Origin of the sequence: Streptomyces sp. NPDC020801, assembly GCF_044334385.1 — a bacterium.
Classification (GTDB): Bacteria; Actinomycetota; Actinomycetes; order Streptomycetales; family Streptomycetaceae; genus Streptomyces.
This window is the reverse complement of the sequence record NZ_JBIRST010000003.1, coordinates 148,238-160,313: the sequence shown is the minus strand read 5'-3', so window position 1 is coordinate 160,313 and position 12,076 is coordinate 148,238. Positions and strand designations below refer to the sequence as shown.

At 71.8% G+C, this 12,076-nt stretch carries 11 protein-coding genes; 5 read left to right on the top strand and 6 right to left on the bottom strand.

Features of this window, described 5'->3' with window-relative positions:
- Window positions 1-42: 42 nt before the first annotated feature.
- A complete protein-coding gene (locus ACH4UM_RS08195; RefSeq protein WP_398175325.1) occupies window positions 43-1,707 on the bottom strand; it encodes a hypothetical protein in 1,665 nt (554 codons plus the stop codon).
- Window positions 1,708-1,740: 33 nt separating this feature from the next.
- Window positions 1,741-2,973 carry a hypothetical protein gene (locus ACH4UM_RS08190; protein ID WP_398175323.1) on the bottom strand — a complete coding sequence of 411 codons (1,233 nt, stop codon included), beginning with the start codon at window positions 2,971-2,973 and terminating at the stop codon, window positions 1,741-1,743.
- 309 nt (window positions 2,974-3,282) lie between these two features.
- On the opposite strand from ACH4UM_RS08190, the gene ACH4UM_RS08185 reads away from it, so the two are divergent.
- The 4 genes from ACH4UM_RS08185 (at window position 3,283) to ACH4UM_RS08170 (ending at window position 6,443) form a co-directional block, all read left to right on the top strand.
- On the top strand, window positions 3,283-3,648 hold the full coding sequence (locus ACH4UM_RS08185) for a DUF6479 family protein (RefSeq protein ID WP_398175321.1): 366 nt from the start codon (window positions 3,283-3,285) through the stop codon (window positions 3,646-3,648).
- Between the two features lie 250 nt (window positions 3,649-3,898).
- Window positions 3,899-5,065: an ABC transporter ATP-binding protein gene (locus tag ACH4UM_RS08180; RefSeq protein ID WP_398175319.1), complete on the top strand. Its 1,167-nt coding sequence runs from the start codon at window positions 3,899-3,901 to the stop codon at window positions 5,063-5,065.
- Window positions 5,062-5,778 (top strand): ABC transporter permease, encoded by a 717-nt coding sequence (locus tag ACH4UM_RS08175; RefSeq protein WP_398175317.1) that lies wholly within the window; start codon window positions 5,062-5,064, stop codon window positions 5,776-5,778. The genes ACH4UM_RS08180 and ACH4UM_RS08175 overlap by 4 nt, the downstream gene beginning before the upstream one ends.
- Window positions 5,775-6,443: an ABC transporter permease gene (locus ACH4UM_RS08170; protein WP_398175315.1), complete on the top strand. Its 669-nt coding sequence runs from the start codon at window positions 5,775-5,777 to the stop codon at window positions 6,441-6,443. Before ACH4UM_RS08175 ends, ACH4UM_RS08170 begins: the two co-directional genes overlap by 4 nt.
- Before the next feature lie 7 nt (window positions 6,444-6,450).
- Here the strand turns inward: ACH4UM_RS08170 and ACH4UM_RS08165 are convergent, their stop codons facing one another.
- From ACH4UM_RS08165 to ACH4UM_RS08150, 4 genes are read right to left on the bottom strand one after another with little or no spacing between them, the layout of a single operon-like run.
- Entirely contained in the window at window positions 6,451-7,050 is a 600-nt protein-coding gene (locus ACH4UM_RS08165) for a GTP-binding protein (RefSeq protein WP_398175313.1), read from the bottom strand.
- A complete protein-coding gene (locus tag ACH4UM_RS08160) occupies window positions 7,037-7,453 on the bottom strand; it encodes a DUF742 domain-containing protein (protein ID WP_398175311.1) in 417 nt (138 codons plus the stop codon). Before ACH4UM_RS08160 ends, ACH4UM_RS08165 begins: the two co-directional genes overlap by 14 nt.
- Before the next feature lie 35 nt (window positions 7,454-7,488).
- Window positions 7,489-7,965 (bottom strand): roadblock/LC7 domain-containing protein, encoded by a 477-nt coding sequence (locus ACH4UM_RS08155; protein ID WP_398175309.1) that lies wholly within the window; start codon window positions 7,963-7,965, stop codon window positions 7,489-7,491.
- Complete coding sequence (locus tag ACH4UM_RS08150; RefSeq protein ID WP_398175307.1) at window positions 7,962-10,742, bottom strand: ATP-binding protein; 2,781 nt, start codon at window positions 10,740-10,742, stop codon at window positions 7,962-7,964. Before ACH4UM_RS08150 ends, ACH4UM_RS08155 begins: the two co-directional genes overlap by 4 nt.
- Before the next feature lie 352 nt (window positions 10,743-11,094).
- Between ACH4UM_RS08150 and ACH4UM_RS08145 the strand changes: the two genes are divergently transcribed.
- On the top strand, window positions 11,095-12,063 hold the full coding sequence (locus ACH4UM_RS08145; protein ID WP_398175305.1) for an ABC transporter substrate-binding protein: 969 nt from the start codon (window positions 11,095-11,097) through the stop codon (window positions 12,061-12,063).
- The last annotated feature ends 13 nt before the right edge of the window (window positions 12,064-12,076 follow it).

Genomic DNA, 12,076 nt, shown 5'->3' with positions numbered 1-12,076 from the left:
GCCCCGTGCCCCGGTAGGGCAACGCGCTCGTCTCCAACGCTGTCAATCCGTCCCCCCTATGAACGCGGCGGGAGCACATGCGTCACCGTCGAGAAGCTGATGCGGGTCGTCCCAGATCACGCCCAGGTGCCTGATCAGGTCCCTGTCGCGTGGGTGGGCCGTACCCGCAGCGGCATCGCTTCTCCACTGTCGTGCAGTACCGGGAAGGTTGGCCAGGCCTTCATCGGCCAAGAGCAGCTCCTTGACCAAGGCCCGGAACGCCTCCGGCGCACCGGACTCCCGATGGAAGACCATGACGGGCACGCCGTGGTCCAGTCCCAGCCGTAACTCGCGCAGGCCCGTGCTGTTCCTGGCCCGCGGCGTGTCACTGAGCACCATGCAGACCACCCCCTCCTCCTTGCCGATCCGGGCATCCAGCAGCTCAAGGTGTTCGGCGGCGGCGTGCCCCCGGGGATCGCACCAGTGAGCCCGTCCGGCCTCCGGGTCGCTCCGCCACCGTGTCCATCGCTTGCGCCACACATGATGCAGATCGCGTCGCTGCATGCGCTCCAGGCTGTGAAGGAAAATCCAAGAATATTTACTCAACAGCGGGTTGGGGTGGCCCAGTTGAGGATTCCTGTTCCACCATTCCACCGGCTCGGCGAGCAGTTCCGCCGGGAGGAAGATCTCCAGTACGACGTTCTCGTCCCGAGACTGCCACAGTTCGGCGGTCGCGGACAGCAGCTCGGCGACGGCGCCCGGAACCTTGCTGCGCGGCACCGGAGCCTGCGGGTCGCGGCCCTCGTGGTGCAGTCGCGTGGACTCCTGGTAGCGGACCCGGGACGAGATCCGGTACCGGCTCTCCCGCCGCCCTCTTCGCGGGCCGTCGGCGTCGGACGGGCGCAGGTCCGGCGCGATCTTGATGAACATGCGGATCACCGGAGCCTGTGACACGTCCTCGGGGTCGGGTTCCGCAACCGGCCGGGACCGCTGGGCGGACGCGGCCGTTCGGGGCGCATCGGCGTGGGCATCGGTGCCGGTGCCGGTGCCGGTGTCCTCGTCCGGGTCGGGGTGCGGCCGGTGCCAGGCCGCCAGGTCGGCGCGCAGCGCCCGCAGTCCGGCGGGCCCCTCCGCCCTGCCCCACAGCGCGGCGAAGTGGTCGTTCCACGCGCGTATCTCGCCGACGAGCCCTGCCGCCTCCGTGCGCAGCAGCAGGTGTTCCAGCAGCACCATGCTGGGCTCGAGTCCGCCGACCGGGGCGTTGTGGCCGGCCAGATGGACGAAGGCGTGCCAGACCGAGGTGCAGTACGCGGGCAGCCGGACGCGGTCGCCGCTGACCTCGGCGATCAGCGCGGGCAGTTCGGGCAGGCCGAAGTCCAGTCCCCGGCGCAGGGCCGACCAGTCACGCCCCTCGTAGAGTTCGGCCGCGTACCACTCCTCCAGCAGCGGGCGCAGCCTGGCCGACAGGGCGGGCGCCAGGAACTCCGTGATGTCCACCAGCCGTTCGAGACCGTCCTCGTCGTGGCTGCAGTGCTGGACCGCCTCGAAGAACTCCTGCCGGGGCGTGGGAAACCCGGCGAGCTCCAGGCCCGGGAACTCCGCGGACAGCTCGCGGGCCCACTGCATACGGCCGCGCGTCTCCGCGAGAGCCGGTGAGGTGCCAAGGGCCTCGACCATGGCCCCCAGCACCTGCCGTCTCGCCGAGAGTTTCCAAGAGCGCTGCTGCACGTGCGTTCCCCCTCGCACCGCGTGGCCCACACATCATCCCGGAAGCGCCTCCGCCAGCACCTCGTACAGGCGGGGATTCGCCCAGTACGCACTGTGGGCGGCCGACACAGGCTGTCCATTGTCCACTTCCACATCGCGCACGTGGGAGCCGAAGATCTCCTCGCCGACGAAGGACAGCAGATCCCGGGGATCGTAGACGTTGAGCCAGTCGGGGAAGCCGGCGGGCAGTCCGGTGCCGTACGGGCGGGACGGCAGCGCGTCCAGCTCGTACAGCAGGGGCACCTGGGAGCCCACCGTGATCAGCTGGTGCACGGCCGCCTCCGGTGCGGCCGTGGCGGCCGGCCGCCGGCCGCCCCCGGCCCGGCCGGCCAGCAGGTCGAAGGCGATGATGCCGCCGAGGCTGTGGCCCAGCAGCACCACGGGCGGGGAGAGCCGGCGAGCGAGATCGGCGACGTAGGCCCGCACCGCCTCGCCCCGCACCAGATAGCTCAGGATGTCGGCGGAGAACCCCAGCGAGCGCTCGCTGATCGGGCTGCGCCGGCTGACGACGAGACGTGATCCGCCCGTGCGCTCCACGAGCCGCGCGGAGGCGCCGAGGGCCCGCCCGAGCCGGTCACCCACCCCTCGGGTGTCGCCGCCCAGCGCGTCGGTCACCGCGTCCACCGCCGCGTCCCGGTCCGGCACCGGCAGGGTGCCGGGGCCGCCGGGCAGCCGTACCAGGGCCCGGGCCACGAGCGAGCGCCCGGTCAGCCGCGCCAGGCTCCCGTCGGCCTCCGGGCCGTCCAGGGCGTTGCAGGCGAGCCGGAACTCCGCCGAGGACGTCAGAGCGGCCACACAGTCCGCCAGGTGCCGCTCCAGCCCCGCCGACGCCCATGCCTGCCGTACGTCAGGCAGGCCGTCGAGGGCGCCCGCCCGGCGCCACAGCCGCTGACCGGCCGGGACCGTGCCCGGCGCGAAGGCGGCCCGGGCAGGCCGGGCGCTCAGCGCGAACAGGGTCAACTCGGCGTCCGGCTCCACGTACAGCAGGGACCAGCGGGCCCGTTCCTCGTCCTCGGGGTCCCGCCGGGCGTCCGTGGCGCGGGGGCGGTACCCCGGGATGGAGGCGCCGTCCGCGCGCAGATACGAACCGAGCGCCGAGCCCCAGTCGCACTCGGCGACCGTCACGTCGTCGCGTACTTTGCCCAGTCCCGCCCGCACGGCCTCCAGTGCCGTGGTGTAGGCGGGCGCCCGCACTCCCGTACCGTGGATGAACAGCACGCTGGTCACCTGCACGCCTCCCCGCGGATTCGCATAAGTACCAAGGCAGGTACGAAAGTTCATAGTAAGCGCGGGTGTCCCGTCGGCAGCAGGCCTGTGACGTGGGACGGTCCCCGGAAACGGGCCGGGGCCGGCCGGCGTGCCGGCCGCGGTTCCGATCTTCCGGCCGGCCGCAGGTCAGGGCCTTGTGAACGGATTCCCGCGTGCAGGGTGCAACGCTTTGCAGCGGCCTGTGACGGTGGGACAATATGGGACACAGGTGGCGCCACCGGCGTCACTGGCACTCTTCGCTTTCCTCAGCGAGGCGGGTGGAAAACTATGGACACAGCCTCCTACGTCGTACTGGCGGTGGCGCCGCACCTGTGGGGCACCTTCGGAGCCTTCATCGGCGGCCTCGTCGTCGTGATCGCCCTGGTGTGGGCCGTCGGGATGGGCATCGGCGTGATGCGCCGGGAGCCGGACCGGCCCAAGCCGTCCGAGCAGCCGCACCTGCCGGTCACCGGGGCCGTCCACGAGATCAGTGAGATGCGGGAGCCGGACGAGCTGCACCCGGACGAGGGCGAGCGGCTCATGCCCTACGAGCTGCACGCGGCCGGAACCCGGCGCAGCCAGGACCAGCACCGGCACCGCTGGCACCCAGGTGGCAGCGGCTCCTTCGGCAGCGGAGGCCCCGGCCGGACCTGAACCGGCGGCCGCACCCGTCGAGGGGCGGGCCCTGATCGGCCCGCCCCCTTCGCCTGCCCGCCCCCTTCGCCTGCCCGCCCCCTTCGCCTGCCCGCCCCCTTCGCCTGCCCGCCCCCTTCGCCTCCCCGCGCCGGCGCGTTCGCCCGCCGAATCCCCGCAACCAACGGCGTCTAGACTCTCCCCGCAACGGCCCGGGCGACCGTGGCCGAGAGCCGGCAGCTTCTGCCAGACCCGAAGGGTATTCGGCGTTTTGATACGGATAGATTCAGTCACCAAGCGGTATCCGGACGGCACGGTGGCGGTCGACCGGCTCTCGCTGGAGATACCGGACCGCTCGATAACCGTCCTCGTCGGACCGTCGGGCTGCGGCAAGACCACGACCCTGCGCATGATCAACCGGATGGTCGAGCCGAGCGGGGGCGCCATCCTGCTCGACGGCGCCGACATCCGGGATCAGCCGGTCAACACCCTGCGCCGGTCGATGGGTTACGTCATCCAGAACGCCGGGCTCTTCCAGCACCGCACCATCGTCGACAACATCGCGACCGTGCCCCGGCTGCTCGGCTGGGGCCGGCAGAAGGCACGGGCGCGGGCGGCCGAACTCATGGAGCGGGTGGGCCTGGACACCTCCCTCGCCAAGCGCTACCCGTATCAGCTCTCCGGCGGCCAGCAGCAGCGCGTCGGCGTGGCGCGGGCGCTCGCCGCGGACCCGCCGGTGCTGCTGATGGACGAGCCGTTCTCGGCCGTCGACCCGGTGGTGCGCAAGGGCTTGCAGGAAGAACTGCTGCGCATCCAGGATGAGTTGGGCAAGACCATCGTCTTCGTCACCCACGACATCGACGAGGCCATCAAGCTCGGCACGACGGTCGCGGTACTGCGCACCGGCGGCCGGCTCGCCCAGTACGCCCCGCCCGCCGAACTGCTGTCCGCGCCCGCGGACGACTTCGTCGAGGACTTCCTCGGCACCGACCGGGGCATCCGCCGGCTGTCCTTCTTCGCCTCGGCGGGGCTGGAGTTGAAGACGGCCCCGATCGTCGCCCTGGACTCCACCGCCGAGCAGATCGCCGCCCGCACCACCGCCGACGCGCCCTACCTCCTCGTCACCGACCTGGACGGCAGGCCGCTCGGCTGGAGCGAACCGGGCGGGTTGACCGCTGGAGAGATCGATCCCGCCCGGCTGCTGTCCCACGGACGGCCGTTCGCGTACGGGAGCGAGTCGCTGCGCGCAGCCCTCGACTGCGCCGTTCTCTCACCCACCGGCTGGGCGGTCGCCGTGGACGGCACCGGCCGGGTGGTCGGCGTAGTCTCGCAGCAGACCATCGGCGAGGCCATCCGCAGCGCCCACGCCGCAGGCCGCGGCGGCGCCGCGACCGACGCACGGACGGGCGTGGAGACCGGCGCCAAGGTAGCCGGATGAACCGCTTCTTCGACATCCCGAGCGACCTCCAGCACAGCTGGTTCGGCCTGATCGGCCTGCATCTGCGCGAGGCACTGCTGCCGGTCCTGGCGGGCCTCGTCGCCGCCCTGCCGCTCGCGCAGCTGTGCGTGCGGTTCCGCTGGCTGTACCCGCCCGTGCTGGGCGTGACGACCGTGCTGTACGCCATCCCGTCGCTGGCCTTCTTCGTCGTCCTCATCGACTACACCGGCCAGACCGAGCTCACCGTGATGATCCCGCTCGCCGTCTACAGCCTGGTCGTGCTGGTCCCGGCGATCGTCGACGGCGTCCGCTCGGTGCCGCAGGAGACGCTCGCCGCGGCCACCGCCATGGGCCTGGGGCCCGTACGGCGCTATTTCCAGGTCCAGTTGCCCATCGCCGTGCCCGCCATCATCGCGGGACTGCGCGTGGCCACCGTGTCGAGCATCTCCCTCGTCAGCGTCGGCATGCTGATCGGCAACCAGGGCGCGCTCGGCAACCTGCTCAACGACGCCAACATCTACCACCGGCCCGAACTCGCGGTGAACTCCGTGGTCACCACGGCCGTCCTGGCGATCCTCGCCGACGCCGTGCTGGTCCTCGTACGCCTGCTGCTGACCCCCTGGATGCCGCACGGCACCCGCCGCGCCAGAACCAGGGCCACCGAGGCCGGGCCCGACGCGGCCGTGCCCGCACTGGAGGACGCCGTCCGGTGAACGTACTGCACTTCGTCAACGCCTTCTTCAGCGACGGCGCCCACTGGCACGGCTACGACGGCATTCCCACCCGCCTTGCCGAGCACCTCCGCTACTCGCTGACGGCGCTCGGCCTGGCCGCCGTCATGGCGCTGCCCATCGGCCTGTTCACCGGGCACTACGGGCGCGGTGGCAACGCCCTCGCCCTGATCGCCACCGCCGGGCGGGCGCTGCCCAGCTTCGGCCTGCTGGTACTGATGTTCATCCTGCTCGGCTTCGGCATGGTGCCGGTCATGATCCCGCTGGTCGTCCTCGCCGTTCCGCCGATCCTGGTGACGACGTACGAGGCGATGCGCTCCGTGGACCCCTCCCCGGTGGACGCGGCGCGGGGCATGGGCATGGGGGAGTCCCGCGTCCTCTTCCACGTCGAACTGCCCGTCGCGCTCCCGCTGATCCTGAGCGGACTGCGCTCGGCGGCCATCCAGATCGTCTCGACGGCCACCATCGCCGCCTACGTCAGCCTCGGCGGCCTCGGCCGGTACATCGTCGACGGCCTCTACCAGCGCGACTACGAGAAGGTCGTGGGCGGTGCCACGCTGGTCGCCGTGCTGGCGCTGGCGACCCTCGGGGTGTTCTGGGCCGCCGCGCGGTTCGCGGTGTCGCCCGGGGTGCGCCGCGGCGGCTGACGCCCGGTCAGCCCTCGGTGCGGGCCAGCGCCAGCTCCAGCACGACGAGCAGCGCGTCCCTCACCGAGCCGCGCTCGCGCGCGTCGAAGACGACCACCGGGACGTGCTCGCCGACGTCGAGCGCCCAGCGGACCTCCTCCAGCGAGTGTTCCACCCGGCCGTCGAAGGCGTTCAGCGCCACCGCGAACGGGATGCGCCGGTGCTCGAAGTAGTCGACGGCCGCGTAGCAGTCGTCCAGGCGCCGGGTGTCGACGATGACGAGGCCGCCGATCGCGCCCTCCACGATGTCGTCCCACATGAAGCCGAACCGCTCCTGCCCGGGCGTGCCGAACAGGTACAGCTTCAGCGTCGGGTCGATGGTGATGCAGCCGAAGTCCATCGCGACCGTGGTCGTCGTCTTGCTCGGGGTGTGGGTGAGGTCGTCCACGCCCGCCGCGACCTCGGTGATGGCCGCCTCGGTGGTCAGCGGCTCGATCTCGGAGATGGCGCCGACCGCGGTGGTCTTGCCCACGCCGAAGCCGCCCGCGACCACCATCTTGACCGGCAGCGGCGGCCGTACGGAGGGCTGCGCGGCCGCGTCGCACGGCAGAGGTTCAGTCGGTGTCACGGAGTACTCCCCGGGAGTCAGGGATGGCCCGCAGGCCATCGATAACCCTTCGCAGGACGGATGCGTCGTGGGTGGCGCCGGAGTCGGGCACGTGCACCGTCAGCTGCCCGGCGGCGCGCAGGTCCTCGGCGAGCACCCGCACCACGTTCAGGTGCAGCCGCAGCCGGGCCGCGAGTTCCGCGATGGACTGCGGCCGGCGGCAGGCGGCGACGATGTCGTACTGCTCGAACGAGAGCCGCTCCAGTGCCTCGAGCCCGGCGGCGGTGGCCACCACCTGGGTCTCCACCGGCACCGGCCGGCCGGACGCGGTGGGCGCCACCCGGCCGGCGGTGACCAGGAACGGCCGAACGGCGGGGGCGGGGCCGACCGGGTCGCCACCCGGGGGCGTGGAGCCGTCCGCCATGGGTGTTTCTTCCTTCCTCGACCGGCGGCGACCGGTCAGCGCGTCGGCGTGGCGCCGACGCTGTTCTTCAGTTCGAGCACGAGCTGGGGACTGAGCGCGGCGCCGGCGCGGTTGGCGAACAGCGTCATCTCGTAGGCGATGTTGCCGAGCTTGGCCTCCTTGTCGGCGACCACGCCGAGTACGGCGCCGTTGCCGATCGCGGAGACCAGGACGTGGCCGCCCTCCAGGTCGATGATGACCTTGTTGAGACCGCCGAGGCCGTAGTTGCCGGAGGCGCCGGCGGCCAGGCTGGTGATGCCCGAGACGATGGCGGCCAGCCGCTCGGAGTCGGCGTGCTCGCGCAGCTGCGAGACCGCGATGAGCAACCCGTCCGAGGAGACGGCGATGGCGTCGACGACGCCCGCGGTCTCGGTCGCGAAACGGCTGAGCAGCCAGGTGAAGTCGGCTGCGGCGGCCTGCAGGTCGGTCGGCGTGGCGCCTCCCGTCGGAGTGTCACCTGTCGACGTGCTCACTGCTCGGCTCCTTCCGGGAGGTCGTTCCGGTCGTTCCGGTGGTTGCGGTCGTTCTCGTCGTTCCGGTCGTTCCGGTCGTTCGGGTCGTTCGGGTCGTAGTGGTGGTGCGTGCCTGGGGTGGGAATCCGCGCGGTGGGGGAGGCGGGTCGCGCGTGGGTGCCGGTGTCGCTGTCGCTGTCGCGGTGGGCGCGTTCCACCGCGGCCTCGAACTCCTCGAGCGCGGACCGCACGGCCTCGGCGTCGGCGGGTCGTACGGCGGCCTGGCGCACGGCCTGCTGAGCGGCGGCCTCCGCGCTCGTACAGAGGGTGGCGCCGCGGACCCGGCGGCGCAGGGTACGGGGGGAGGCGGGGTCGTCGGAGGGTGGTGCGGTGGGGGAGGAGGGTGCCTCGGCGGAGGGCAGCGACTTCGTGCGGGCCCGGGGGACGAAGGACTGCTCCGCCGCACGGGAGGGCTGGTCCGGCTCCGCCGGGGCCGTCACGGGTGAGGTCTCGGGCGCGGCCGCATCGCGGCGCGGGACCCGGCGGGGCAGTGCGGGCGCGTCGTCCTCCGACGGGCGCCGCGACGGCGCCGCGGCGGACGGCCGCGGTCCGGAGCCGGCTGCCGATCCTGCTTCCGTGCCCGTGCCCGTGCCCGTGCCCGTGCCTGTGTCCGTGTCCGTGCGTGTGTCCGTGTCCGTGCGTGTGCCCGTGTCCGTGTCCGGTGTCGAGTCCTCATCCCTGCCCGAGGCTGGGGTCGGGCCCTCATCCGTGCCCGGGGCAGCTGCCGCTGCCGCCGTGCCGGCAACCGAACCGCCGGCAGTCACCGTGCTCATGGTCAGCAGCAGTGTGGATGGGAGCAGCACCTCGGCCGTCACGCCACCGCCCGGGGTACGGGAGAGGGTGACGCCGACCTCCCGGCGGCGGGCCAGCGTGCCGACCACGAACAGGCCCAGCACCTTCGTCGGCACCACGTCGAGACGTTCGCGGCGGATCAGACGGGCGTTCTCCTCGGCCAGGCGTTCGGCGCTCATGCCGAGGCCGTGGTCGCAGACCGCGATCGACGCGCCCTCGTCGCCGGAGCGCACGGTCACCTCGACGGGGCTGCCCGCCGGGGAGAACGACACGGCGTTCTCGAGGAGTTCGGCCACCATCAGCGTGAGGTCGCCGATGATGTCCGGCTCGACCATGGCCTCGGTCTCGGCGTACAGCCGTACCCGCTGATAGCCCTCGATCTGCCCCAGCGCGGCGCGCACCACGTTGGTGAGCGCCGTGGGACCGGAGTCCAGGACGGGCTCGCGGATCCCGGCCAGCAGCATCAGGCTGTCGGCGTTGCGGCGCAGTCGTACGGCGATGTGGTCGATGGAGTAGAGGCGTTCGAGCAGGGCCGGGTCGGTCTCCCCGCGCTCCACCGCGTCGATCAGTGCGAGTTGACGAGTGGTCAGATTACTGACCCGGCGGCCGACGTTGCCGAACATCTCGGCGACGTTGCGGCGGCCGAGCACCTGCCGCTCCAGCAGCGCGGCGGCCGTCGTCTGCACATGGTTGAAGGCCTCGGCGAGGTCCCCGATCTCGTCCCGCGCGGTGACCGGCACGTCCCTCAGCCGCGGCGGGCCCGAGTCGTCGGCGTCGTCGTCGGCCACCCGGGACAGTTCCCGGCTGGTGGCGGCGGAGATCTCCTGGGCGGCCCCGGTGAGCGCCTGCACGGGACGGACCACCGACCGGCGCACCGCCACCGAGAAGGCCAGCCAGAGGAGGAAGGCGAGCAGGGCGGCGGACAGCAGCAGGGCCGCCCGCCACCAGGCGCCGGTCGAGGAGTCGTCGGCGCCGTCGGCGATCTGGTCGATGAGCGAGGAGGCGATCCGCAGCCGGCTGGCCGCCTGCTCGGGGTAGGCCGGGTAGTCGCCCAGCGCGTCCTGGAACTCCCGCCGGATCTCGGCCGGGGTGCTCGCCTGCAGTCCGCTCGGGTCGATCTGCAACTCGGCGTACGCCTCGGCGATCCCGCGCTGCGCGGGACTGTGCTCCATCTCGGCGAGCCGGTCCGCCTGCGCCTCGGTGCCGAACCGCGCGAAGCGGTCGGCCTGGTAGCCGTACAGCTGGTAGGAACCGACCGCGGCGGTGAACTCGATCAGTGCGTTGCTGTCGCCGGTCGTGGCCGAGAAGACGCTGGTCTCGAAGGAGCTGTGGGCGGCGTCGGCGCGCAGCAGGGAGTCGAGCAGGTTGCCGGTGAAGGTGGCCGCGAGGGCGGCGTTGCGGTCGAGGCCCAGGCCGTCGATCAGGCCTTTGGCGGCGCCCGTGTAGGCCGGGTCGATGTTGTCGGCGGGCAGATGGCTCTGCTCGACGGTCTCCCGCAGACTGGTCAGGCCCTCGATCTCCTTCAGCGCCTGCGCCTCGGTGTCCGGCAGCCGGTCGCCGAACGTCCGGCGCACCGTGGCGACCTGGGCGTCCACCGCGGCCTGCGCCTTGCGGTACGGGGCGAGCGAGGGCCTGGTGCCGGGGCCGGCGGCCTCGTAACGCACGGAGAGCAGGATGGCCTGCTGGTGCTCGGCCTCCACCCCGTCGACCAGCGCGGCCACCTGGGCGCTGTCGCGCACCAGCCGGGCCGCGGCGGCCGCGGCCCGGGCCTGGCCGACCTGGTCGGCGATGAGGTAGGCGAGCAGCACGGCGACCACAGCGAGGGGCACGCCGACCAGGACGTTGAGCTTGCGCCGGAAGGGCCACCGGTCGGCGAACCCCGAGATGCCCCCGTTCGAAGGCGCAGGGGACGGACGGGCGGGCGCGTCCACCTCGTTCGTGGACACCGGGCCTCCTTCGAAGGGTGTCTCCGCCCGGGAGTCTCCACCCGGGGACGGTCGTGACGACGGTGCTGCAACAGCACCGAAGCGGCCCCCGTATTCCGCCGTGGCTGACGCCAACTGTCGTGAAACCTACCGCTTCTTCGCGGCGGCGTTCGCCTCGTCCCATGTCAAGAATGTGTTACGAAGCCACCGCATGTCCTGCACAACTGACCACGCATCGAAGCCAATCGGTGACCCAGGGGCCCTTGACTGACCGAGAACCGGCTGGATTGGATCAGGAAAGTGCGGTGCCCGCACCCCGCGCGCCCCTGCCACTGCCAGTGCTCCACCAACTTCTGAGCCCGGAACGGGAATTGTGACTTCTTACGCGAAGAACACCAGGTCCAGCACGAGAAACCCCGGCGCGGCCGCCGTCGCACTCGCCGCCACCGCGGCACTCGTCGCCGGGTGTGCTGGTTGTTCGTCGTCCTCCGGCGACAAGTCCGACCCCCTCTCGGGCGACAAGGCGAGCGGCGGCACCGTCGTCGTCGGCTCCAACAACTTCGCCGAGAGCATCCTGATCGCCGACATCTATGGCGAGGCCCTGAAGGCCAAGGGCGTCAAGGTCACCTACAAGCCCAACATCGGCAGCCGCGAGACCACCTACGGCCTGCTCAGGAACGGCTCGATCACCGTTCTGCCCGAGTACAACGGCGCGCTGCTCGCCTACCTCGACAAGAGCGCCGCCCCGACGACAGTCGCCGCCACGACGGCCGCCATCAACGCCAAACTCGACTCCAAGCTCACCCTGCTGGAGCCGGCGCCCGCGCAGGACAAGGACTCCGTCACCGTCAACCAGGAGACGGCGAAGAAGTACAGCCTCACCGACAAGTCCTCGATCGCCGACCTCAAGGACGCCGCGGGGGACCTGGTCATCGGCGGCTCGCCGGAGTTCCAGACCCGCCAGCAGGGCCTGCTGGGCCTGAAGTCGGTGTACGGGCTTCAGTTCAAGTCCTTCAAGGCGCTGGACGCGGGCGGCCCGCTGACCCAGGCGGCGCTGAAGAAGAACACCGTGCAGGCCGCGGACGTCTTCACCACGGATCCGACCATCTCCAAGGAGAAGTTCGTCGTCCTGCAGGACCCGAAGAACCTCTTCGGGTTCGAGAACGTCCAGCCGCTCGTCCACAAGAGCGGGCTCTCCCAGAAGGGCGTGGACGCGCTCAACGCCGTCTCCGCCAAGCTGGACACGCCCGCCCTGCTGGACCTGGACACCCAGGTGCAGTCGCAGAACAAGGACCCGCTGGACGTAGCCAAGGCCTGGCTGAAGTCCGCCGGCCTCGACTGACCCCGCAGCACCG